20 protein-coding genes are annotated in these 25,777 nt (G+C 39.7%); 4 read left to right on the top strand and 16 right to left on the bottom strand.

From position 1 onward, the window contains the following. Nucleotides 1-100 precede the first annotated feature (100 nt). The 6 genes from AAH582_RS08660 to AAH582_RS08635 all read right to left on the bottom strand — a co-directional run bounded on the left by AAH582_RS08660 (nucleotide 101) and on the right by AAH582_RS08635 (nucleotide 8,995). A complete protein-coding gene (locus tag AAH582_RS08660; protein ID WP_343321843.1) occupies nucleotides 101-1,000 on the bottom strand; it encodes a dihydrodipicolinate synthase family protein in 900 nt (299 codons plus the stop codon). A gap of 400 nt (nucleotides 1,001-1,400) precedes the next feature. Further along, on the bottom strand, nucleotides 1,401-4,496 hold the full coding sequence (locus tag AAH582_RS08655) for an efflux RND transporter permease subunit (RefSeq protein WP_046675724.1): 3,096 nt from the start codon (nucleotides 4,494-4,496) through the stop codon (nucleotides 1,401-1,403). 1 nt (nucleotide 4,497) lies between these two features. Continuing rightward, nucleotides 4,498-5,604 (bottom strand): efflux RND transporter periplasmic adaptor subunit, encoded by a 1,107-nt coding sequence (locus tag AAH582_RS08650; protein WP_053003916.1) that lies wholly within the window; start codon nucleotides 5,602-5,604, stop codon nucleotides 4,498-4,500. Then, nucleotides 5,604-6,875 (bottom strand): TolC family protein, encoded by a 1,272-nt coding sequence (locus AAH582_RS08645; protein ID WP_053003914.1) that lies wholly within the window; start codon nucleotides 6,873-6,875, stop codon nucleotides 5,604-5,606. Before AAH582_RS08645 ends, AAH582_RS08650 begins: the two co-directional genes overlap by 1 nt. A 90-nt stretch (nucleotides 6,876-6,965) precedes the next feature. Continuing rightward, nucleotides 6,966-8,312: a HAMP domain-containing sensor histidine kinase gene (locus AAH582_RS08640; protein ID WP_343321842.1), complete on the bottom strand. Its 1,347-nt coding sequence runs from the start codon at nucleotides 8,310-8,312 to the stop codon at nucleotides 6,966-6,968. 2 nt (nucleotides 8,313-8,314) lie between these two features. After that, on the bottom strand, nucleotides 8,315-8,995 hold the full coding sequence (locus AAH582_RS08635) for a response regulator transcription factor (protein WP_046675722.1): 681 nt from the start codon (nucleotides 8,993-8,995) through the stop codon (nucleotides 8,315-8,317). A 236-nt stretch (nucleotides 8,996-9,231) separates the two neighbouring features. Between AAH582_RS08635 and AAH582_RS08630 the strand changes: the two genes are divergently transcribed. Further along, complete coding sequence (locus AAH582_RS08630) at nucleotides 9,232-9,621, top strand: helix-turn-helix domain-containing protein (RefSeq protein ID WP_343321841.1); 390 nt, start codon at nucleotides 9,232-9,234, stop codon at nucleotides 9,619-9,621. 50 nt (nucleotides 9,622-9,671) lie between these two features. Beyond that, nucleotides 9,672-10,427: an SDR family oxidoreductase gene (locus tag AAH582_RS08625; RefSeq protein ID WP_070569450.1), complete on the top strand. Its 756-nt coding sequence runs from the start codon at nucleotides 9,672-9,674 to the stop codon at nucleotides 10,425-10,427. A gap of 115 nt (nucleotides 10,428-10,542) precedes the next feature. Here the strand turns inward: AAH582_RS08625 and AAH582_RS08620 are convergent, their stop codons facing one another. Continuing rightward, a complete protein-coding gene (locus AAH582_RS08620) occupies nucleotides 10,543-11,073 on the bottom strand; it encodes an NAD(P)H-dependent oxidoreductase (protein WP_343321840.1) in 531 nt (176 codons plus the stop codon). A 159-nt stretch (nucleotides 11,074-11,232) separates the two neighbouring features. On the opposite strand from AAH582_RS08620, the gene AAH582_RS08615 reads away from it, so the two are divergent. Continuing rightward, nucleotides 11,233-11,595, top strand: a complete 363-nt coding sequence (locus AAH582_RS08615; RefSeq protein WP_343321839.1) for a winged helix-turn-helix transcriptional regulator — start codon at nucleotides 11,233-11,235, stop codon at nucleotides 11,593-11,595. A gap of 29 nt (nucleotides 11,596-11,624) precedes the next feature. On the opposite strand, the gene AAH582_RS08610 is transcribed toward AAH582_RS08615, so the two are convergent. From AAH582_RS08610 to AAH582_RS08590, 5 genes are all read right to left on the bottom strand, one after another. After that, nucleotides 11,625-12,122, bottom strand: coding sequence for a DinB family protein (locus AAH582_RS08610; RefSeq protein ID WP_343321838.1), 498 nt, complete (start codon nucleotides 12,120-12,122; stop codon nucleotides 11,625-11,627). Between the two features lie 451 nt (nucleotides 12,123-12,573). Beyond that, the gene (locus tag AAH582_RS08605) at nucleotides 12,574-13,989 is read right to left on the bottom strand and encodes a Gfo/Idh/MocA family protein (protein WP_046675717.1); all 1,416 of its coding nucleotides are present in this window, start codon (nucleotides 13,987-13,989) and stop codon (nucleotides 12,574-12,576) included. Nucleotides 13,990-14,000: 11 nt separating this feature from the next. Next, nucleotides 14,001-15,392 (bottom strand): 3-keto-disaccharide hydrolase, encoded by a 1,392-nt coding sequence (locus AAH582_RS08600; RefSeq protein WP_084823277.1) that lies wholly within the window; start codon nucleotides 15,390-15,392, stop codon nucleotides 14,001-14,003. 248 nt (nucleotides 15,393-15,640) lie between these two features. Beyond that, a complete protein-coding gene (locus AAH582_RS08595; RefSeq protein WP_046675716.1) occupies nucleotides 15,641-17,518 on the bottom strand; it encodes a RagB/SusD family nutrient uptake outer membrane protein in 1,878 nt (625 codons plus the stop codon). Nucleotides 17,519-17,528: 10 nt separating this feature from the next. Beyond that, a complete protein-coding gene (locus tag AAH582_RS08590) occupies nucleotides 17,529-20,669 on the bottom strand; it encodes a SusC/RagA family TonB-linked outer membrane protein (RefSeq protein ID WP_343321837.1) in 3,141 nt (1,046 codons plus the stop codon). Between the two features lie 871 nt (nucleotides 20,670-21,540). Here AAH582_RS08590 and AAH582_RS08585 point away from each other — a divergent pair. Further along, entirely contained in the window at nucleotides 21,541-22,026 is a 486-nt protein-coding gene (locus AAH582_RS08585) for a hypothetical protein (protein ID WP_343321836.1), read from the top strand. Between the two features lie 32 nt (nucleotides 22,027-22,058). Here AAH582_RS08585 and AAH582_RS08580 read toward each other — a convergent pair whose 3' ends face one another. From AAH582_RS08580 to AAH582_RS08565, 4 genes are all read right to left on the bottom strand, one after another. Continuing rightward, nucleotides 22,059-22,631, bottom strand: a complete 573-nt coding sequence (locus AAH582_RS08580; protein WP_343321835.1) for a Crp/Fnr family transcriptional regulator — start codon at nucleotides 22,629-22,631, stop codon at nucleotides 22,059-22,061. A 397-nt stretch (nucleotides 22,632-23,028) separates the two neighbouring features. Continuing rightward, nucleotides 23,029-24,138 (bottom strand): AAA family ATPase, encoded by a 1,110-nt coding sequence (locus AAH582_RS08575; RefSeq protein WP_343321834.1) that lies wholly within the window; start codon nucleotides 24,136-24,138, stop codon nucleotides 23,029-23,031. Then, nucleotides 24,138-24,836 carry an RNA ligase family protein gene (locus tag AAH582_RS08570; protein WP_343321833.1) on the bottom strand — a complete coding sequence of 233 codons (699 nt, stop codon included), beginning with the start codon at nucleotides 24,834-24,836 and terminating at the stop codon, nucleotides 24,138-24,140. Before AAH582_RS08570 ends, AAH582_RS08575 begins: the two co-directional genes overlap by 1 nt. Before the next feature lie 263 nt (nucleotides 24,837-25,099). Continuing rightward, a complete protein-coding gene (locus tag AAH582_RS08565; RefSeq protein ID WP_343321832.1) occupies nucleotides 25,100-25,774 on the bottom strand; it encodes a LytR/AlgR family response regulator transcription factor in 675 nt (224 codons plus the stop codon). Nucleotides 25,775-25,777 lie beyond the last annotated feature (3 nt).

Genomic DNA, 25,777 nt, shown 5'->3' with positions numbered 1-25,777 from the left:
GCGGTTACTCAATATAATAAGAAGGTTCTTTTCGTCTATTTTTACGTGGTCCTAAAAAGAATATTTCCTGAACTCCCATCCAGAGAGTTCAGAAGCATTCCTATAATTGTGGTCTCGTTGCGATTGAATCTGCAATAATTTTTTTCACACGTTGTTCTTCCTCACCGATCAACGGTAATCTTGGCGCGCGTGTATAAGGTGTTGAAATTCCTTCAGCTGTAGCGGCCAATTTAATGTATTGGACCAATTTAGGATGAATATCCAATTCCAACAAAGGCATAAACCAACGGTATATTTCTACCGCTTTTTTATATTCACCAGCTTTCACAAGATCATACATAGCCACTGTTTCTCTTGGGAATGCGTCCACCAATCCAGCGACTAACCCATCAGCCCCTAACATCAAGGACTCGAGCCCCAAGGTATCTACACCGGCCATAATCTTTAATCGATCACCAAAACGATTTTTCAAACGCGTGATATTGGTTAAATCTCGTGTCGATTCCTTCACTGCCTGAATATTTGGCTCCAATAAGAGTTCTTCAAACATATCCAGCGATACATAAGTACTATAGTCAACAGGATTATTATAGATTAAAATTGGCAATTTAGTACTTTGTGCAACAGCACGAAAATAAGCGACAGCTTCTCTATCATCGGCTCTATAGCGCATTGGTGGCAATAACATCAAACCATCTGCCCCCAATTCCTCACTGGTCTGCGCCACTTTGATCGCAGCAGCCGTTGTATTTTCTGCAATATTTAGCAATACGGGTACACGACCACCAACAAGTTTCAACGCATAGGTCAATAAATCATACTTTTCTTCCGTACTCAAAACACTTGCTTCCCCCAATGATCCAGCGATAATCAAACCGTGAACACCTCCATCCAATTGTGCTTCAATGTTTTTACCAAACATATCAAAATCCAAATTTCCATTTTCATCAAATGGTGATAACATTGCAGGATAAATTCCTTCCCATTTAAATTGTGCCATAGCGTATTATTTAATATTTCTTTATCACAAATCTATTTGGAATAGCGAGGTCAGTCTTCTTATGAATTAATCAACACTGACCTAATATTGACCTTTTCTCATAAATACAGATCATGAGGAACCAAAAGAATGGTTTTTTAATTTTAAATAGAGATTTATAACTTATTTCAGCAAAACTTCAGATGAGTGCTTTTTAATTTGAGATTCAATCTCAACAACTTAGATGTAAGTTCAACATTTATAATAAGATTTACAAAAAAATAGGGTGTAAAAGATATATATATATTCGCTTCAACTTTGGATTGCTATTACGAAACGTACTGCTGCATGTTAAAAATAACAAAGGTTGCACTGTCAGACAGGCAACCTTTGCATCGTATATAATAATTAAAATGGGTAACTAATCGCGACTTTGCTCTTTATAAGAAAAGTAAAAAACAATAGGTAATACTGAAAACGACAGAATCATACAAATAATCAATCCACCAACAATCATAATCGCCAACGGTTTTTGGATTTCAGACCCCATTCCGTTTGAAAGTGCAGCTGGTAATAAGCCCATCGCCCCCATTAATGCAATCATTAAGATGGGTCTTATGCGGCTTTTGACAGCTTCATAAATAGCTGGTTTCAAGCTCATTTTATTCAACAGATTTTCTTTCATAATACCGATTAAAACAATACCATCAATCGTGGCTACGCCAAAGAGAATAATAAATCCGATACCCGCCGAAATTCCAAATGTCGTTCCGGTAATCCACAAGGAAATAAATCCACCAATAAATGCAAAGGCTAAGGTCAGCGAAGAAATCAGCGTATCTTTGACATTGCCAAAATTGGCATACAGCAAGAGTAAGATCAAAATCAACGAAATTGGCACAACATTCATCAGTTGTTTTGTTGCCCGTTCTTTACTTTCAAATTCTCCGGCCCACACAACCTTATAAGATTTGGGTAGTTTAACATCTTTTTCTATCTGTTTTTTCGCATCGGCAATTGTGCTTCCCAAATCTCGACCTTCAATATTGAAGCCAACACCAATATAGCGGGAATTCCCTTCTCTGTAAATAAATGCCGGCCCCGTATGATAATCTATTGTTGCGATCTCCCTTAGGGGTACTTTCTGATCATTCATCGTAGGAATAATGATATTTCCGATCTTCTCGGGGTTGTCGCGGTATGATTTTTGGAAGCGCAGACGAACATCAAAGATCCGCTCATTTTCGTAGAAATGTGTCACCGATTGCCCCCCGATAGTCATTTCGATCACGGACTGCACATCTTTGGTTGAAACGCCATATTTAGCCATCTTTGAATCATGCAATTGAATACGGAGTTCAGGCAGACCTATATTTTTAAAAACATTGACATCCGTAATGCCATTGACCTTTTTTAGTGACTCTGCAAATTTATTGGCCTTATTCTCTAAATCTTGTAAGTTTTCACCAAAAATTTTGATCACTAGCGGGCTTTTTACCCCGGCCACATACTCCTCTACATTATCTTGAATCGGCTGACTAAAACCGAAGTTGATTCCAGGAAAAGTCTGCAGGCTATCCCGCATCTGACCAATTAATTTCTCTTTGGATAGTTTACGTTTCCATTCCCCCTCGGGCTTCAATTCAATATTAAATTCGATATTAAAAAATCCTGTTGGATCCGTGCCATCATTGGGACGGCCTGTCTGTGTCATTATAAAGTCGATCTCGTCAAACTGATTCATCAATTTTGTTTTCATTGTTTTCGTCAGCTTTACCGATTCTTCCAGATTGACACTATTGGGTAAGGTTGCGCGAACATAGATTGCACCCTCATTCAGTTTTGGAAGAAACTCGGAACCATAATGGCTAAACCGGAAAATACAGACGAACAAGACAACCATAAAAATAGACAATGTCCATTTTGGATGGTCAAAAGCCTTTTTAAAACCTTTAAAAATGGCATTACGGCTGACTTTAGTGATCTTATTTTCATCTTCTTTGATGTTCTTTTTTAATAAGTATTTACACATCGCGGGCACATAGGTTAAACTCAGGATCAAGGAACCCAACAAGGCGTAACCGAGCGTAAAGGCTAGTGGCGAAAACATCTTTCCTTCCACCTTTTGAAAAGAGAAAATAGGAGTCAGTGCGACAATTAAAATCAATAGTGCAAAAAAGATATAGCCTGCAACAGAACCTGCACTTTTTTTTATGATCCCTAGCTTGGAGATTTTATTAAAGCGTTCCGTCCCAAGCCGATGGGCCTCTTTTTCCAAAGAGACAAAAACAGTCTCCACAATGACCAATGTTCCTTCGAGCAAAAGTCCAAAGTCCAACGCACCCATGGAAATCAGATTGGCCGGCAAACCTTGTATTTTCAATAATATAATCGCAAAGAGGAAAGCCAGTGGAATGACCGAGGCAACAATAAAGGTTGTCTTCCAGTTGTTCAAAAAGATAAAGACAATAATCGAAACCAGTATAACCCCTTCTATCAGGTTTTTGGAAACCGTATGCACAGTATTATTCACCAGTTTTGTGCGATCTATAACGGGTTCAATCTTGACATTTGCAGGTAAAATACGTTGGTTTAGCTCTTCAATTTTTGCCTTTAGCCTTGTGACGACAGCCGAAGGATTTTCTCCCCGCAGCATAATAACTATTCCCTGTACAAGATCATCTTCCTGATTGAGCCCCACTTGGCCAAGTCGTGGCTTTGCGCCCAGTTCTATTTCGGCTACATGTTTGACTAAAATCGGTGTATTGCCGACCACCTTGATCAAAATATTACCGATATCGTCGATCTTATCCAATAAACCTACCCCTCGAACGACATAGGCTTGATTTCCTTTCTGGATCACATCCCCACCGACGTTTATATTCGAACGCGATACGGCTTCATACACATCCAGTGGCGACAAATTATAATTGGCCAGCTCCGTAGGATTGATCTTTATTTCATAGATCTTTTCCTCCCCTCCAAAGCTAACGACGTCCGCCACACCCGGTACCCCCACAAGTTCTCTTTCGATCACCCAATCTTGAATGGCAGAAACTTCTTTAATCGGAAGATTGCTCTTTAGTACATAGCGAAAAATTTCTCCTGTAGCACCCGAAGGTGGTTCGATGGAGCTTTCCGCGCCATCCGGCAAATCGATGGAACGCATTTTATTACCCGCATACTGCTGGGCATAAAAGTCCGCTACTCCATCCTCAAATTGGATTGTTACAACGGATAAGCCAAACAAGGAGATCGAACGAACATCCGTTTTCTTTGGGATAGTATTCATCTCTTTGGTTACCGGTAACGTGACGAACTTCTCTATTTCTTCAGCACTACGTCCCGGCCATTGTGTGATAATCCTGACCCGTGTATTGGTGACGTCGGGGAAAGCTTCAATCGGTGTATGCAGGTAGGCGTATATCCCGCCGAACAATAATGCCAACGTAAAAAACAGGACGACCAAGGAGTGTTTCAATGAAAATGAAACAATATTTTGTACAACTTTCTTCATCCTATCTATTTATCAATTCATCAAATACAATCAGCTCATTTTCTGTCAACACCTGATCTCCTTCGGCTATTCCTGTTTTGACAAAAGCATAGGTTTCATTCTCAGCAACAATATCCACAGGCTTTACGGACAGGTCGCAGTCATTTTTGTACAGCACCACGAAATTCTGGTTATTATGCAGAATGATGGCATCTTTGGGAATAGCCAGCATCTGCTGTTCTTGTCCTGAAACAGCTTTTTCCACCAATACATCCACACTCATGCCCGGCTTTAACCTCAGGTCTTTGTTCAACAACTTTACGCGCGCCTTGACGACACGTTCTTCCGGATCAAAGAAATTGGCAACCTGATCAATATAGCCATCAAAAGATTCTCCTTTATAGGCTAAGGTGGTAATTTTGACAGGCGCACCATTTTTCACAAAGGGTAAATTATTTGCATAAATATTGACCGAAACCCATACTTCATTCAGTTTACTTACTGAAAGTAATTCGGCATCATCACCCACTGTCATACCAGGACTCACCTTTTTATCAACTATATAACCCGCTTTGGGTGCACGGATGTAAAATAGGCCATTTTCTGATGATCCATTGAGCAGATTCATATTGGCCTTTACATGACGTATTCCGATTTGTGTGGCTTTCAATTCACTTTCCATCTCTTCCAGTTCCCGTTGGGAAGCCATACCATCTTTCAGTAGACTGCGAAGACTTGCCAATTTACTCTCCACCAAGCGCTTGCTATTCTCCAGCTCACGCAGCTCCTTTCCTAAATCATTGACCGAGGTCCCTTTAAGCGATACGAGAATCTGTCCCTTCTCCACATAATCACCCATCTTGACGGAGACAGACTGCACGATACCGGGTATCGGGCTCTTTAGTGCAGCAAGCTCATCCTGATCGTATTGAATGACCCCATTTAAAGCGATCTGTTCAAATACCACCCGCTTCTGTATTGAATCAATTTTAATTTGGTTTTTGAAATCTGCGCTGAGGCAAAACCCTTTGGTTGGCGGCGTAACCTGCTCTTCATTTTTCGTTGATTGACAGCTCCACAATAAACATATGGACATGAGTGTCAGTGGCATTAAAAAGTTCCCTTTCATTAGACAATATCCTTTCCGATTAAATACGTCAATTCTTCCTTATACTGAAGGTATTGTGCCCTGCGCTCCAATATTGATTCTTTGTTTTCCATGTAATTATTGATAAAGTCTATAAATTCAACGATGGTCAACCGTCGTTCTTGAAAATTGCGGACATAGCGTTCAAGTGCGACATTCAGTTTATGATCAAAGCCTGTATCCATCGTCTTCAAACTAGTTTCAAGATTGCTCAAACGCGCCGAAAGAAAGTCGATCTCTCGTTCTATATCGATACGAAATTGCGCGATTTCAACTTTATTTTTCTCAAGTTCCAGTTCAGCAACTTTGATATTCCCCTGGTTTCGATTAAATAAAGGAAGATCCATAGCAACACCCAGGCCTATAAAATCGCGCATGATATTTCCGCCCCGGTCATAATTCATTGATACCTTGAGATCTGGTGTACGTTCTGCTTTTTCGATTTCCAACTGCGCATTACTTTTCTTCCAGGTATTGTGGATGATTTTATAGTCGCTACGGTTTTCCAGGGCCATCATTTTCCATTCCTGTTTCGTCCCCAGGAGAAAAAGTGGCATACCTATCGTATCCGAAATGTAAAGTGCAGTCCCCTTATCTCCTAGATAGCTCGCAACTGCATTCATTTTTGCAATTTTTTCCTGCTGGATTTCGTTAAGTTTATTCCCAAACGCAATCGACTCACTTTCAATCCTGAGATAGTCCATTTCACTCACATTGCCTTCTTTCCATTGATTTTGAAAGGACTTCGCTAGGGTCTGAAAAATATCGACCTGACTACTGTATAATTGTTCTTTTTCCTGTAAGATCTGTAGTTCGAGGCATTGGCTCCGGAGATCATATTTCAAATTCCGCAATAATTCTTCAAATTGAAGCCGGGCATTCTCTTTTTCCAAAAGCTGCAATTGCACTCTTTTTTTCCGTTTCCCGGCCATTTCAATCGTCTGTTCCAGCTCAACAGCCAGCTGCTGATATTTACCATAATGACCGATCAGCGCAGGAAAGGATTCACTGCTGGAATTTTTCCAAAGATTGACCTCTGAGATTGAGATGGTTGGATTGGGCCAGAGCTTTGCCTGAAGCACTGCTGCATCAGCCTGTTGTATATGAAAACGTTGTGCCATTAAGCTCAGGTTATGCGCAAGGAACACCTGTTCAATCTCCGATTTTCGTAAACGGCTTTCAACCGCTTCCTGTGAAAATAGTTTGCTACTCAGGCCAAGAAGTAAAAATAATGTAATACGTAGCTTTCTCACTTAATTTTGAATTTCCACAAAACTAACGGACAGAGATTACAGGCAACTTTAGGTTAAATTAAAGTTTAATTAGAAGAGATTAGAAAAGGATTAGAATTTAGGGAATAGCAGTGATACGGTAGTTCCCAGATGGTTCGAGCGAATATCAAAGTCTACGCCCTGGTCCTTAAAAACGATTTGTGCAAATGAGAGGCCTATGCCGCTACCCTTCACCTGACCGACATTTGACCCACGATAAAAAGTCTGTTTCACTGACTCCAGTTCGGCCTTTGGGATACCGATGCCGTGATCTATAATTTGTAAAGACAGTCTGCCATCTGCACTGGTCATTCGGATAAGCACTTCTTGCCCATTTGCATATTTCAGTGCGTTTTCGATTAAATTAGAGATCGAAAGGGAGACGAGCATCTTGTTGCCCCGAAAATTAAAGTATTGTGGCTCGTCGACCTCTATATCGACTTTCAAGGGTACGGCAAATGATCTCGAAAATTTAGGTACAAGGTCCCACACGATCTCATCGATACGAAAGGTTTCCAGGGAACGTTTCAGGGCCTGATCTTCGGTCAGTAATAGAAAATTACCAATAAGCTGATTCAGAAAGTTCACATGCTCGGTAATGGTTTCGGCCAGTTCACGGTATTCTTCCTCCGTTCTAACTTTTGCGCCGAAGACCTCCATTGAGCCCAGGATACCTGCTAAAGGCGTTCGGAACTCGTGGGAAACATAACTTACAAAGTTCTTTCTGATAATCATATTTTCACTGATCCGACGTAGGAGTGCATTATAACTTTCAATCAGATCCTGGAGTTCATCCTTGGTTTTTATGGCGGTCAAGGGCTCCTGAATGGTACTTAAATCTTTATGCTGAATTTCTTGGATCACTTTACGAATGGGCAGATAAGCATACTTACTCAGCCAGGCCGACAACAAGGCAATACTAACCAACGCAACGAGAAAAACAAAGACAAGCGTAATGAGTAAACGGTTCAACTGATGATCAAAATCTGCGCTGGACTCTTTGACAAACACAAAGAAATCGCCCTGATTATCGGGATAATACAAACCAAAATAAAAGCTATCGGCTGTTTTAAAATAAACCGTTTTGTCTATTTTCAGCTGGTTCAGCAAATCTGTATTAACTTGATTATCAAACCGCATACCACCATAACTCACCTTCCCCGCTGCGTTATAAACGGCTACCATCGCGCGCTTGACCAGACTTTCATATTGATTTTTGGACTCCATGTGCTTTAGCGGGCTCTGTTCGTCGGCTTCAAGGTAATAAATACCGGCTATCTTCGCATTTTTTTCCAGCGAGCTTATCAGATGTCGTTCAGAAGAATTATAAAATATCCAGTAGATGACTAGCGTTGCAAGCCCAAAAATGATGGTGAATACCAAGGTAGAAAAGAGTGTGAGTCGAATCTTTAAATTCATGGTCAGTCCGTTGTGAGCATATAACCTACCCCTTTCACCGTTTTGATAATGGAGGTATCACTCCCCGCATCAATCTTACCTCTTAAATAAGAAACGTATACATCGACAACATTGGTATTATTATCAAAATCAATTCCCCAGACGGCCTGTAAGATCGCTGTTCTTGAAAGGGTTTTATTGCGATTTTCGATCAGATACTTCAACAGTTTAAATTCTTTAGGTGATAGATCGATATTTTTACCATTCTTATGGACTTCATACCGTTCAAGATCCACTTTTAAATCATGAATTTCTACGCAGCTATCCTTTGGTACGTTTTTATAATTGTCGCGGCGTACCAAAGCTTTGATACGGCTAACCAATTCCTTAAAGGAAAAGGGTTTGACAAGAAAATCATCAGCACCACTTTCCAAGGCCTCGACTTTATCTTCAACTTCTCCTAAGGCACTTAAAATCAATATTGGAATATGATTTTTTCGATATCGGATCATCTTCGTAAATTGTATACCATCTATTCCGGGCAACATAATATCGAGTACGACAATGTCCAATGAATCCGCATTGATCCATTCACGTGCCGCTTCCGCAGATTCAACCAAAATGACCTTGTGGCCCATCTCTTCTAGACCTTTAACAACAAAGCTGCTAATACGGCGATCGTCTTCTACTAAAAGTATCTGCATATACTCAGTTTATTTTTATGCGGGATTATAAAAATTACGAATTCCTCTTAGAATTCTACAAGTATACGAATTTACAAATTAATCGTTCGGGTGATCAAGAGCAGTGTCGAGGATAAAAATCTTTGTCTATAACGTTGACGAGTCCATTACGCGGAATTCTCGATTATTCAGGTAAAAAATATTACGTCCAGTATTATTTGTTTATATTTAACCTAACAATTCGGAAAGGAATTAAAATGAACACAGCATTGCTCTCCAATAGAAAAAGAAGTGAAGAGATTACGATTCAATATTTTAACTTTTTAGATCGTCATTTAGCGGAATTGGTTCGTGGAGACAGCATAGAAATGATGGAGCTTCAGGATATCGCCAACATACTCTGTGTTTCACAAAAGCATCTTATCAAGATTATACAGGAAACTTCCGGAAATCATCCCTGCTATTTTTATGTACAAAAGATATTAGCTTGTATCAAGGACCTACTCGTTAATAGCGATTTGACCATTGCGAAAATTGCACAAATGCTGACATACGACCCGTCCAACTTCACCAAATTTTTTAAAAAATATGAAGGCATGTCGCCTTCACAATTTCGTCAATTGAAAAAAGCGAAAAGTTCACCATAAGAGGTTCCTTAACATTTGTGAGATTTGCTATAATCAAAATTTAAATTATTATGGCAAGAAATGATGTAAAAGGAAAAGTTGTCCTTATTGCTGGTGGTGCAAAAAACCTCGGCGGATTATTAAGTCGGGATTTTGCGGCTCAAGGGGCAAAGCTGGTGATCCATTACAATAGTGAAAATACCAAAGCAGACGCTGAACAAACTCTGGAAGCTGTCAAATCCGCAGGGGCAGAAGCAATATTAGTGCAGGCGGACCTGACAAAAATTGAGCATATCACGAAACTTTTTGATGTCGCAATTGAGCAGTTTGGTGGCGTAGATATCGCCATTAATACGGTCGGTAAAGTATTGAAAAAGCCAATTGTGGATACCACGGTCGAAGAATATGACAGCATGAGTGACATCAATTCAAAAGTTGCTTATTTCTTTATTAGGGAGGCGGGTAAAAAACTGAATGCAAATGGCAAAATCTGTACGATTGTTACCTCATTATTGGCGGCCTATACGGGATTATACTCTACTTATGAAGGACTGAAAGCTCCAGTAGAGCATTTTACGCGAGCTGCTTCAAAAGAATTTGGAGAACGGGGAATTTCGGTTACTGCTGTAGCCCCGGGGCCAATGGATACGCCATTTTTCTATGGACAGGAAAGCGAAGACGCTGTTGCTTACCATAAATCTGCTTCAGCATTAGGTGGGCTAACCGATATAAAAGACATTGCGCCTTTGGTGGAATTCTTGGTCACCGATGGTTGGTGGATAACAGGGCAGACCATTTTTGCCAATGGTGGTTATACTACACGGTAAAACAACAAAGAGAAAGCATCTTGAGAAAGATGCTTTCTTGACAAGCCTGTTTCGTTCGACGGATTCATTAATAACAATAGCTAAGCAACAATAAACAAGCCCTGATACTTATTAACTATAGTTGCTCCAAAAAACGGAGATAGCGCGTGACGCCCTCTTCTACCCATGCGGGGGATGACTCTTTTTCAATTCCATAAAAGACGAAAGGTTTTTGATAATCCGCTTTAACATAATCAAAAGTAATTTCAAAAGGACTTGTTAATTGCTCCATGCTATATTTGTACTTCCCCGTCTCCCCATATTCCTGCTCGTCTATCCCCGCAGAAATTGCTAATGCGATTTTCTTTCCTTCCAGTTTGTAGCCACTGTTCTTACCATAAGCCCATCCATAGGTAAGCACTTCATCCAGCCATTGCTTGAAAAACGGCGGACAGTTAAACCAATAAAAGGGAAATTGAAAGACTATTTTATCATATTTCTCCATCATCTGCTGTTCTGCAGAGACATCAATTTTATCATCAGCATACACTTGGTGCAGTTGATGGATGTCATACAACTCAGGTTGATTTTCCAAGGCTTTAACCCAACTTTTATTTACGACGGAAGCAGCAAAATTGGGGTGAATAACGACTATTAATGTTTTCATTTTTTTTATTTATGTATCTATATATGCACAAGCCGCCACATTTAGCCGATTCGTAGCGGCAGTTTTAATAAACGACAGGACTATGATTTAAAAATAGCGACATAATTCCTATTTTGGCTTATCTGTAACCCAATGTTAGGTACTATAAAAAATGTGCGTATGACTAAAATCAAGACGAGCTCCACTAACTTTTCAAATAAAAAGCAACTTGAGCATAATTGCCCCGAAGTCTTTGCCGCTAATGTGATCGGAGGTCAATGGGCCCTAGCCATATGCTGTTATCTCATCAATGGCGCGCTACGTTATTCGGAAATCAAAAGATGTTTACCAGGTATCACTGAACGTATGCTCACCTTACAATTGCGCAAGCTGGAAGATGATAACATTGTTAAACGTACTGTATATGCAGAGGTACCGGCACGCGTACTATACGAGCTGACTGCACTGGGTTATGAACTCAAACCAATTATTCGAGAACTAGGGAAATGGGGCGAGAAGTTACAACAGGTTCAAAAATCATAGACTTTAGCTGACAAAAATATATATTGTTTTTAGCTAAGACATCGTGCTGTTACCAGTAATTGGCCGACATGGCGCTGTGCATGCTCTGCAGCGTGGAACAACAGGCCGATCAAGGTCGTAGGAATCCGTTTTCTACCCAAGAAACGTATTTCCGTCAAGGTGTCCGGATCAATAAGCTTTAATTTTTGCAAAGAATGTTTGATCTGTTGATGTAAGTGTTCGACCAGAAATGAAGTACTCAGGCCGACGTTGTCAGCTCCTTCATTTCGAAGGTAATCAAATTGTTCTTCCGATAAGGGCTTGCCTTCTGCGTAAGTAAACATGCGATCGATTACTCCGCGAATATGTTGCAGATGAAAACCTATACTGGCATTGCCACCCGGTTTTGTCCAAAGCTGCGCTGAGGATATTTGTGCGGTATACTTCAAAACATCTTCTTCAACTTGCAAAAGTGCATGCGCAACAGGTTGGAGAAGAGCGGGTACCCCTTCAATAGGTCCACGCATCCATACTTCTAAATTTTCCATGCTTCTAAAATAGCTATTTGTCTACAACGGATACTTTTTAAAGTCCACAAAGCCACAGCGTTTAAAAAGAATGCAGATAGCAGTCCGTTTCGTCAAAAATACAGTTTACTCCTATAAAAATAGCGACTTCCTATAGCTTGTTTAAAGTCGATTCAATTATTTTTTAAAATAAATTTGCATAGTGTAGTAAATACACTTACATTTGTATCATCATAATTTAGGTTTATAATTGGTTATTTAAGGTTTTCATTCTCCCCGTTTGAAAACCTTTTTTTATAAATGACTGTAAAAATTATAATCTTCCATCATCCTTTATCATATCACCGAATCGAGAAAAAGTACGTCCATCTTCCCAATAAAAGCAGGGATAGGTTATAAAGGATTTACATTTCAAACATAAAAAGGGCAATGTTCACATTGCCCTTTATTTTCGATACCCATTTAATGGCCTTTACATCTTATAATATTGCTCCCAACCTCTTGCTGGTGGAGGTCCCGCTAGGAGTGCATTGGCAAACTTATCATTGGTCACTTCTTTTGTCTGCGTATTCAATATCAACTTACTATTCAAGCGTTGTGCAATTACACCCAAGCAAAATACTTGGCTCAGAGGACCTGCAATTTCAAAAGCCGAGCGGGTCTTTTCTTCACCTTTACAACCTTTCAAGAAATTAGCAAAATGGTTTGACGGTGATTTTGGCACTTCCGGCAGCCTAGATTCCATTTCCTTAGCTTTCGCTGCTGGAATAATCTGCAAGGTACTGGCATGTGAGCCACCTTTAAATATCAAATCCTTGCTATAGATAATTTTCCCAGGATTTAATTTAGCGGGTTCCAATTTCCCTGTACTAGGTGCAGGAATATTTGGATCCAGTCCGGATACACCATAGCCTTCCGGTATAGGCGGCAAATTATCCAGTCCATCATACCAATTGATATCGACTGCTGGCATCTTTTTCCTTTTTGGGAAATGAAATTTCAAGGTCGAAGACATGGGGAAAAAATAAGAATTATACCCGTCGAGCTTCACAGCAGACACTTCTGTAGGCAGCCCCAAATCTAAAAATTCATGTGCTGTATCCAATATATGTGCCCCCCAATCGCCTAGAGCCCCCATTCCAAAATCATACCAACAGCGCCATTGACCATTCACAAAATCCTTATTATAATTATGGCCAATAGTCTGCATTTGCCAAAGATCCCAATCTAATGTTTCGGGAATCGTTTCTGCGGCAGGAAAACCCTTCATATTCACATCCCAGCCATGCCATCTACGCGGCATATTCATGTGCGCATCGATGCGTGTCACATCCTTAATAATACCGGCATCCTTCCAGGCTTTAAACTGAAAATAATTTGCTTCGGAGTGCCCTTGATTTCCCATCTGGGTGGCAAGTTTAGGGTTTTTCCGAGCTTTATTTGCCATCAGTTCGACTTCAAGGAATGTTCTCGCCATTGGTTTTTCCACGTAAACATGTTTACCCAAATCCAGTGCAAGCATGGTTATGGCAAAGTGCGAAAAATCAGGAGTTCCGATACTTACAGCATCAATCTGATTTCCCATTTTGTCAAACATTACCCTAAAATCCTTAAACTTCGGTGCATCAGGAAACAAGCCCAAAATTTCCTGCGTATGTTTCGCACCAAGATCTACGTCACATAGCGCAACAATATTACAGAGTCCGGTTTTATAGAGTTCTTTAATGATGTCGGCAGCCCTGTTTCCCAGGCCTACACAGGCTAAGTTGACACGCTCATTTGGTTTGGCCAAATTGACATTCCCCAATACACTATTGGATAGCATAACAGCTCCTGCAGCGATAACGGACTGTTTAACAAAGCTTCTGCGCGATAAATAATGATTCATAAGAGATAAGCTTAATTCGGTGTATTAATTTTTATGCTGCGAAATGAAACACGATCACCGTGGTCCTGGAGAAGAATAAAACCTTCCTTCGCTTCGCCAAAATTTTCCCAATCTTTATATTTGCTGATCTGAACCAAGTCTTTAAACGCTTTGGATCCCCGCTCATAAGACAGCATCTTAATTCCATTTAAATAGTGTTCAACTTTGTTATCTGCTGTAACAACAACTCTACCCCTATTCCACTCGCCGATCGGTCTGCGCGCGCGATCATCACGATTGGATGTAATGAGATCGTAAAGCGATGCTAAGGTACGATTTCCGTCACGTCCCAACTTCGCGTCAGGGTGTAAAGCATCATCCAGCACTTGATATTCCAAACCAATAGCCGATCCTTTTGATTTTTCTTTTAAAGTCACAAAATACTTAACACCACTATTGGCTCCCGGACTAAGCTTAAATTCAAATGACAGATCAAACACCGCGTATTTATCTTTTGTGACGATATCGCCACCATTGGTCGATTCACCACCGTCAGATTTTAGCACAGTCATTTGGCCATCCTTAACTTCCCAACCGCGTTCCGGAAATTTATCGCCATGTATACTCCGCCACCCCTTATTGGTTTTACCGTCAAACAAAAGCTTAACACCCTTCTTCTTTTCAGCGTCAGCCAAGTCGTTTGGCTTCAAGTTCACGATATAAAGATCTTTTGGAAAACCTTTTGATTTGAGGTCGGTTGTTTTTATTTTAATATTCTTAAAGTACACTTTCTTTCCATCCAGTTTAGGTGGAATCCCATGCACCTGCAACCCGATAAAGCCAGATCTATCGATCGTATCAACGACATAAGCAACAGGAATATCATTGATCCAAGTGCGCAACTCATCACCAATGGCTTCAATTCGAATATGATTGAATTCCTCTACTTTATAGGCTTTTTTAGCATTTTCATTTAAATCGAGTGGATAAATCCATCCACGACGCGCCTCATCATAGATTCCACCTGTCCATGCACGGGCAGAGGGGTCTATTTCTACTTGCCTTCCATATACACGTCCCCGTCCATCATTAGCCTTTGGATCAAGATGGCTCCGTGTCTGAATACCTGAGTTTGTTTCATTGCCTTCAAGTTTAACATCCAGCTCCAATATGAAATCACCATATTCTTTTTCAGTGATCAAAAAAGAATTGGGTGTACCTTTTGTCATTCGACCTACGATAGCATCCCCCTCTATAGAATAAGGAGCTTTTCCGCCGACAGATTTCCAGCCATTTAGCGTTTTTCCATCAAAAAGGTTCGTCCAACCTTTCTCATTACTCTTATCTGTCTGGGCATACGACATAACAGCATTGCCGACCATAGCAGCCATTAAAACAGATTTAAATAGTGTATTTCTTTTCATTTTAAAATTTAATCTTGGGTCTATCAACCCGGTTTATTTATCCATCATTGGTTCGTCAATCATAACAAGTTAGAGACTATACTAGCGAAAGCCAGGAGACGATGCTACACTTCACTTTCAAGCCAAACAGGCCCTCATTTAGTTATTGGCTATTGATTCAATTGACTTAATAAAACAAGATATTAATTAATATAAGTGAAATGAATCAAATGATCTGATTTATTTACGAAAACGTTTGAAAACACTTGTTACTTATCTTCAACCAATAACGGGGTTTTATTTTTCTCTGCACCTGGGTAACCTATATTTTGATTGATAACACCTTTAATATTGGTATTAATCGCATTAGCGGGCACAGGCCATAAGATATGGTGCACACTAATTTTATATTCGGCCCACTTGTGTTTTACCCCTTTATTATAGAAATTACTTTTAGCAACCACTCTATCGTACCAGAAATTAACTCCAGTTTGTTTAATGTTCGCATTCGTTCCGCCTGGGCCACTAATCTGTTTTAAATCATAGACACGACCACCAAAAATTTCGCATGGTTTTCTGGTCTTTGCATAGGTATAGGCAATCCTTACGAGCTCAATATGTCTGTTTTCTTCATAATACAACTCACGTGCACGCTCATCTAATATCTCACCGATATTGATTTCGTCTGCTGTTAGCTGTGCTGCACCTGCGCGTTGACGGACTTCATTAATAGCCATGGCGGCCTGACCAAGATCATTTTTCCAATAGTAACTTTCGGCCAACAATAAATAGACTTCCGCAGAACGATAAATATACCATGGGGTTTCCCCGCCCTCCCATTGTGTTTGCAATGGATCCGGCACAAATAATTTGTAATGCGGCCAAGAGAACCATAGGCGAATGGAATCCTCGACACTCATCCCCGCAGGTTTAACTAGATTTTTTCCATACCATGGATTGCCGGTCTTTTTTAAGTTGGGCTCATTATATTTCAAATCTTCCATCTTTCGCCAACTATCCCGGTTAAAGATCCCCCGAAAATCATTATCTTCTTTGCCAGGCCTCCAAATCTGATTTGTAAAATACCAGGTTGGACGCAATCGTCCTATACCACGACCATAGTTCTTATTTAAATCCAATGAAAGATCAGTTTCATCCGTTGCTAATGATAGGCCCGTCCCTGTTTTTCCATCTGGTGTTTTTATACCGCCGTTATTCCAGAAAGGAACACCATTACGCATTGTTCTGATACGATCAGAGCCATCAACTCCAGGATAAGAAACCACATACATCAAACCTTCGGTATTGGCCCCATCTAATTTTGCTTCAACACTATGAAGGTCAAACATCAGATTGGTGTTTGGTCTTGTCTTATTCACCGTAAATCGACTTTTCATAAGTGGATGAATGGCAACAATTTCCTTCCCGATAGCGATTGCCCGATCAAAATCTGCCAAAGCCATACAGACCTTCATCAACAATACACCGCAGGCAGATTTGGACGTACGTCCACGGTCTACTCTTTCGGGCACCCATTGATAGGCAAATTCCAGGTCTTTTCGTAATTTCTCGAGAATACTCCAACGATCATAGCTATAGAAATCATACTTCGGTTCGTTTATTTCTTTATCAATAAAAGGAACATCGCCAAACTGGTGCACCAATTTAAAATAACGATAGGCACGTTGAAAATAAGCCGCTCCTAAAATCGCGTTTTTTTCATTTTCGTCTTTAAAAGTTCCCGCATCTATTCTTGAAATAATAAGATTGGCATATTTTATTCCCTTAAATCCTTCGTACCAATACCACCCCACTTTAGTTCTATCGTTGTGATTGAGATCTGCATCGGGGAGCAGTGCAATATCCATATCCATTTGTGGACCAGCTTTATCTGTCGTACCTTCTACGGCCACTTCAGATTGAATGATCTCGGTCAAAATTGGGGCGGCATCGCCAAAAAATTCATGCCGCATATTTCTCTCACAGGCCGTTAAAGCGGAGTACATACCTTGCGCATCGGCAAGTGCAACATCAGGTTCATAGAAAGACAAGGGTTTCGGTTTAAGCCAATCCTTACTACACGAAAATGTAAAAACAGCCATTGAACCAATACATAAACTACATAGTATATTTTTTTTCAATTTCATGATTTAAAAATTAAAGGGTAAGGTTTAAACTTAGGTTATATGTGCGGGGGGTTGGGTCACCTGAAGCTTCAGGATCACCGAATCTCCAATCCTTTGTCCAATAGGCTACATTTCTCACAGATGCAGCAACACGTAACTGCTGTATTTTCAACGAATTCAAGAGTATTTTGGGAATGGAATACGATAATACAATATTTTCCAATCTAATATAAGACTTGTTGATGTAGTTGGTCCCGTTATTTTTTGAACCAATTCGGGCATAATCATTGATCGGATTTTCGGGGGTCCAGCGAGGTAACGCGTAATCCGTACTTCGATCGGCAAAATTACTATTGTTTGCGGCCCTATTGAATTCTGCGAAATGCCCCCAATTGGAGTACATAAAGAAAGAGAAGCTCAAATCTTTATAGCGCAATTCATTTCGTAGCGACCATCTAAAACGTGGCGTAGTATACCCTTGAAAGATGCGATCAGCATCCGTTAAGACCCCGTCTCCGTTTTGATCTATGTATTTAAAATCGCCGGGTTGGTTACCATATTTTGCAGCCATTTCTTCTTCCCCTAATTGCCAGATTCCATTTCGTTTGTAAGCCCATATCCGGTCGGGATCCTGTCCAATAAACCATCTATTTTTAACATCATCGGCTTCCTTTTGGCCGACGATATTTCCTTCACTATCTTTTACATCCACCATATCTCCATACAACTTCACAATTTTTCTCCGATTCAACATAAAGATCGCCGTCGCATTCCAACTAAAATCGCCCCTATTCATGATGTTACTATTCAAGGTAATATCAAAACCTTTATTGGAGAGCTCACCAAGATTGGCCGCAACACTGTTAAATCCTATAATTTCCGGCAACGCGCGATCCACCAGTAAATCCTGCGTCGTCGCCGTATAAAAATCCAGCGCGCCACTCAGACGACCCTGAAAAATCGAAAAGTCCAAACCGGCATTATACGAACTTTTATTCTCCCATTTCAAGCCCAAATTGGCCATTCTATTTACGTATAGCTGAGAAGAAAGATAAACTTTTCCACTCGCATCAATATAGGGATGTAACCCAGAGGTCATGTCGGAAAGAGCTTCATACATTCCAATATCGCGGTTTCCGTTTCTTCCCCAGGAAAGCCGCAGCTTACCATAGTCTAACCAGGATTTGGTCTTTTTCATAAAGTCTTCCGCCGTAAAATCCCAGGCAAAAGCCAGGGCTGGAAAGGTTGCTCTTGGATTTTGAGCGCCAAAGGCTGAATACCCATCACGTCGTACCGAAGCTGTCAACATATACCTATCTTTAAAGGAATAGAACAGGCGGGCCATCAAGGCGTCTCCTGTCCGGTAGGTATCATTACTTTCATTCAATGGAATAGTGCCTGCCTGCAGACGATGCCAACCCAGGACATCAGAAGGTACAAACTGAGAAGCTGTGGCCTTGGTCTGCCAATACTGCCCTTTCTCTGCATTTTGAAGCAATGTTACTTCAAAATTATGTTTATCAAAACGCTGCTTCCAACGCAACACGTTATCTAACTGCCAATTATAGGTTTTTTCAAATGATCGTTCGCTACTTCCCCCTTTTGCCTTCCACTCTGGATTTTTAGAAGAATCGTGGTTATAATACTCATGCCAAATAAACGATGGCGTAAAATTGGATTGTAATTCTATTCCAAAAGGCAAAGTAATGACACCATACAAACTGGAATTCAGTGTATTATAATGATCTTTTCGGTCTCTAAATTGATTATCAAAAAAAGGATTTACAGGTGTAACGTCTCCAGTAGGAAGTCTTTGATAAATACTTGTAGGATCATCGATATTATTTGATCCATAGGGAGATATCACAGCGGACTGTTTCCAATCCGCCTGTAAAAAACCTTCATTTCGAACCGCAAAATTAGTATTAGCACCAACTTTTAAATAGGGTGTAATCTTTGTTTCTAAATTTAATCTAGTACGAAAATTCCTAAATCTATTCCCAGATATAATACCCTCTCTATCAACATGATTCAAGGACAAGTAATAATTTGACACCTCATTACTATTCGATACTGCAACAGCATAATCCTGCTGGATCCCCTTTTGAAAAACCAAATCCTGCCAATCCGTAATCTTATTGTTCACGTAATTTTCGATTTCCGGTGTCTTAAGCTCCAATCGAGAAAGCCAAGACCTGATCAGCTGATCCTCTGTTACATTTGTAACGGGGGTCTTTTGATCGTAATTATACCAGTCCAATTGATTCGTTCCATTGAGCAGTCTTGGGTCCACAAACATTTCGGGATGTGCTTTAAGATAGTCGGCTGTCCTACGACCTACTTCAAAGTCATAGCGATATTTTAAAAACTCATCAGCATTCATCACTGCAGGCATCCCTGCATTTTCCACCATTCCAAAATTACCATTGAAAGTAATAGACGGTTTTCCTTTTTTACCTCTTTTTGTTGTAATTAAGATAACGCCATTGGCTGCTTTTGCACCGTACACTGCAGTCGCACTAGCATCTTTTAAAATATCGATTGACTGAATATCATTGGGATTAATATCAGCAAATGTTCCGTCAAAAATAACGCCATCCACGACATTTAGCGGACTGCTGCCAGCTTTCAATGTTCCCTTTCCCCTTACGAGCAAATCCGCATCACCTTTAGCCGAATTACCCTGGCCAATCACCAATCCAGCTGCATTTCCCCGCAGGAGATCCTGAACCGACCTGGGCGCCTCCTTCTCAAGCTTTTCGGTCTGCACAGAAACGATTGCACCGGTCACATCTTTACGCTTGGCTGTTCCGTACCCAATAACGACAACTTCATCTAGATTCTCTGTAGATTCAGAAAGGGTAATCTCTATTTCCTTACCCACTTCTACTTCAAGTTCTTTGGACGAGTATCCTGTATGGGTAAAAGTTAAAATAACTTTAGCAGTATTATGCTGCAATTTTAAACTAAAGCGACCGTAACTATCGGTTACTGTACCCGTGGATGTTCCCTTCATCAAAACGGTGACTTTCTCCAAAAAACGCCCATCATTTGCTTTGACGATACCCTTTAGTTCTTTTCCAGTTCCTTGTGAATGAACAATTCCTGTAGACAGCAATAGCATACACAAAAAAGAAAAGCTAACGGAAATTAAACGATTAAATTTTCTCATAGATTAAGATTTATTGGTTATTAATAAATAGAACTATAAAAATCCCAAAAACAAGACCTTTTAGTCCATTAATATCAATTGGTTATTATTTAATCAACACAAAACAATAGTATTAATTAAGAAAACACAATCAAACCTTTTTAATCCATTTATTTACGAAAACGTTTGAATGACCATAAAAAACAAGTCACGACATCCTAACAAAATAGAGAGAATAGATTATACCTTAGGCCAAAAAACAACATACAGCAAACAAAAAAGTCCTTCATAGGCTTTAAATCGAATAAAATTAAAAAACAAATTGAGACAAAAAAGCATAGTTTTGACATAAAATGGCACCCTTTTCGATTTGTAATTTAATTATCTTTTAAGTTAAAATAAATATAAAGTTTTATAAAAGAAACCACCCACACTTTACTAAATACAAAACCGACATGATCAAGATTTTTTTTATGGCCAGGGAAGCAAAAGTCACATGCATTATTTTACGTCGGGTCAAATGAAAGGATCGGAGTTTGGGACAAAACCATATCGTTGATGAGTTAGTCTCAACGTAGACTCACGTTATCTGTAGGAGGAACTTGGTGATACGATGGTCATAAAAAGGGCTCAACGACAGGGTCGCATACGCAATTCGTATTATTTTAGAAAAGTAAATAAAAACAATCAGTAAAAAATTTGGAGAATACGAAAATTATATACAACTTTAAAGCACAAACACCTGCTCTAAACAGGCTACAAGTTAACAAAGGAAATTTTTTATTTTAAAACGAGGATTTTATCTTAGAATCGCTCATAGATAACAGTCTAAATTAGTTTTTTTGCAGAAAAACTTACTTTTACTTAATGTACAAACAGTAGCATATAAAATATGACAACCAACCCCATTAAGGTATATACAGTAGTTTCAAAAGAAGTAAAAGAAGATCCAGATTTATTCACCAATCTAGAAGGTGTCTTCTCAACATATGAAAAAGCACAGGAGTATATTGATCACTTTTTTGGTAATGCTAAATATGGTTATCGATCTATTGTTACGACCTATTTAGATCCTTTTCAGGAAGAAATCCAAAATAAGGATTCTTATTATAGCATTTCATCTCAATTAATAGGGCCGCATTTAGAAGTTGAGATCTGTAAAACTTCTTTTGCTGTTGTCCTCTCCGAAGTTGAACAATTGCGTATCGATCCGGCCACCTCAGAGAAACCCTTGGAATTAAACCTGCACTGTTTTGCTTCTTCTGAGAAAAAGGCAATGGAAAAATTCGAAAAATTAGTGCAAGATTATGCCAGAGAACACAAGCTTCAATTTCAAATTAACCCCTTTCGCATTGCAGATTCAGATCAATGCTACTAGTATTTAATCACACCGAGATCGAAGCAGCAGATTCAGGGAAGATTTTTTTTTCGGATTTCACTTAAATATTCCGGGGTAAATCCCAGATAGGAAGCAATGAGGTATTGCGGAACACGTTGTACAAACTGCGGATATTTACGGAGCATATCATGGTAAAATTCCTCTTTAGATAAAGAGAATAGATATTTAATCCGCATTTGCGCGGCAGCATAGGCCCTTTGATAGACAAAGCGAAAATAACGCTCCATGATTGGATATTCAGCGACCAATTTTTCTCGATTTTCTTGACTGATATAAACTAAATCGGATGCTTCTACTGCTTGAATATAAAATGAAGTAACAAGCTTATGTTCGAAAGCCATATTGTCCGTAATCCACCAATTTTCTATAGCGAATTCGGTCGTTTGTTCGACTCCTTTTTCATTAACAAAGAATTTACGGAGAATACCTCTCAATACAAAAAAATGGTATCTACAAACCTGCCCTTCCTCCAGTATATTTTCTTTTTTCGCGACCGTTTTCGTCCTAAAGTAACGTAGTATTTCTTCCAATTCGATTGGATCAATAGCGATAAATTTCTTTAAATGTTCTTTCAGTTTTTCCAACAGTCCGTCAATTTATTGTACAAACAAAGCTACTCATTCATTTTATTAAAAAAAATACACGCTGCACCATTTCAAATAAGCTCGAAGGGCAAAGGCTGGGAAGATAAATTCAAGTAATGGATGTCATCGATATCAAAGAAAAGGAGCTTATGTCCATCTTGATGTCAAAATTGAAGACATAACTGAAAATTGTGAGTAGTGTTCCTAAAAAAGGATGCTGAAAGAAAATCAGCCCGCCATTAAAATAGGCGGGCTGATTTGCATTTATGGTATCCAATACGGTTATATCAGAAAACATCCTTACTATACTAACGTAAAATTCGAACTTTTCGTACTTTATTTACTTAATCTGTAAAACCAATCTACAAAGCCGCAATCTCCTGCTCAAAAGCGCCATCTATTCCGTAATGTAGTGAACCTCATGCGCCTCTGTCAACTGCGGAACTTCCAAATTATGGAGCATTTTATCCAAGACAGCATCTGGCAGTGGGTACTCCCGATCGTTATTCTGCGTGCGCCAAATCTTGTAGGGTTTTTCAACGTACAACAATTTCACATAGGCTTGATAGCTGACGAAGAGATCGATCAATTGTTTTCGCATCAGTGAAGTTATATTGGTGGCATTCCAGATAAAATCCTGTCCGCAGCGCAAGTATTTTTTTGCCTGCTTTTTTGCTTCCTGCACAACCCATCCGTTTCTCTTTTTATCGGTCGGATCAATGCGGTACTTGCGTCTGATGTCGTCCAGACTAATAATGGGGAGGTCGGTATTCATTGCTAAAATCTGATAATCTTTACCCATTCCCGGCAAACCTGAAAGTACAGTCACCGTGGATTTGAATGTATCAAAAGGCACATAATCAACATAACTATCGTTTCCATTAAAATATGTAAATCGTGCATTTTCAGACAAAAAAGAACGCGTGGCATCCCAGCAGCCAATCTCTTTGCTATACAGTTCGAACATATCCAATGCATAGAGCAAAGCATCCAAATCGCCACAACACCTTCCTTTAGCATCGGCTTCAGCCAACAACTTGAGTTGGCTCATATTGACACATAGTGACGCTTCCAAGGCGCTCTTCATCGGATCGGCTTTTTCCATCAACCATAATGGCAAGCCATGATAGCGTACCAATGCGACAATTTCCTCCCGTAATGCAAAAGGGGTCTCCACATCACGGAATAAAATCTCCCGTGCGGTCTGTGCTCCTTTTTTGGCATGATTCGGTGAACTGATGCGACCATCTGCAGCGACAATTGTCGTCGATCTCTTTTCGACATCATGCAATAAAGCCGAAGCCCAGAGGAGCTCCTGCTTTTGGTAATCCAGATTCCGATATTCAGGCAACGCTTCAAGTTGCTGTAAGACCATTTGGGTATGAATCGCGACATTCCCTTCTGCATGATGCAAAGGATCTTGCTGCACCTGTTCCATATCCCTGACCCAAGAAAATTGCTTCGCTAAAGCCGACCAATCCTTATTTATTGCTATTGTCCATTCCATTAATAATCCCTCCTTTCCCAAATCATTTTTGCTCTATGCCATGATTTTGTCCAATGTTCGTCGGTCTGCACATGTCCTTTTCTAACATATTTAAAAACATTATGCTGAAATTCGCTGACAGCATACGTGTCGGCATTCCTGCAGACTATCCCTTCCATCGTACATGCTTTGCCAGTTTTAGGATCAACCGATGCAAATATAGAAGACTGCTTGGCCAAATTTTCGACCGAACACCGAAGGTCGAACTCGGTCAAATCCTTTACCTTTGCGAGTTTCAAAACAGGTACGGTCGGCAAATCAAATAAACTGGCATAAAAAGTAACTTCTTCCCATGAAAGCCACTGATCTTTAATTCGAGCAGCAAAAACATAATAATAGTGTTCAAGTTGCAGATACTCGATCGAATGCACAGCATAAAGATTTTCACCAAAAAACTCCAAATCATCCAGATCGTTTTTTAATCTGGACCAATGCTCCCGAAGCTGAGCCGTCCATGGCGACGTGGTTGGAGCTGCATGGGATCGTGAAAATACTCCACGCCGTGAAAGGCAATTATTTTCACCATCTAATTTTTCTGTAAATAACAGTTTATGGAAAGATTGTATATCCATCCAATAATGTTGATTAAAACGATCGTCGCTGCTTGTCCCTGGCGAAAATGGGAAATGATAGGTACGACCATATTTTGTTGATTCCATTTTTAAAATTTAAATCCATACTAAAAAATTGAAGACATAGGTATAGGGTAAACAAATCGGGTAAATCCCATTGTTTACTTTTTTCCTAAATATCGACAATGCATTACATGACTTTAAATTTTAAAAATTGACAACACTAATGATCTATTGCTACAAAAGTATTAAATTTATCTTAAAAACATAAACACGCTCCCTTAACCTTTTGACAGCGCAGCTCCTTCCCTACTTTCTAATCAGCTTTGATTTATCAAAAAACGCGTCAATTAATATAATTTCAATTCAGTGTATGTTTTTCCAATGGGAATAACCCGGTCTGCTACCCAAATTTGGGTTTTATCGAACTTAATCAGTTTACTTCGTGCGACGATAAATGCTCTATGGCAACGAACAAATTCACTCTTCGGGAGTAATTCCAGCAGCTCGGTAATGGTAATTCTGGAGCTAACGCACTTATCGCTCAAATGTATTTGGGTGTAATTGCCTGATGCTTCAATATACAGGATACGGTCGAACTCAACTTTAACATGTTCATAACCATCTTTGACGAACAGGTAGTCTTTGATAGGCTCCAGCTTTTTTGCCCGAAGACCATACAATTCGCTGGCTTTGTTGCAGGCTTTCAAAAACCTGCTCATAGAAAATGGTTTAAGCAAGTAATCAATTGCATCGAGTTCGAAGCTCAATAACGCATGCTCAGAATAAGCCGTTGTAAAAATCACCATTGGCGATGTATTCAAACTCCGCAGAAACTCTATGCCTGAGATATCGGGCATTTTTATATCTAAGAAAATAAGGTCCACCTGCTCCTTCTGGAGATAATCAATCGCCATAAATGCATCCGTAAATGTACTTTTTAAATCAATAAAAGGGACTCTAGCTATAAGGTGTTCAATGACCTGCAGTGCTACAGGTTCATCATCTATCGCGATGGCAATCATAGC

It is taken from the genome of Sphingobacterium multivorum, assembly GCF_039511225.1.
In the GTDB taxonomy this organism is placed as follows: Bacteria; Bacteroidota; Bacteroidia; order Sphingobacteriales; family Sphingobacteriaceae; genus Sphingobacterium.
This window is presented reverse-complemented; position numbering and strand designations above follow the sequence as displayed.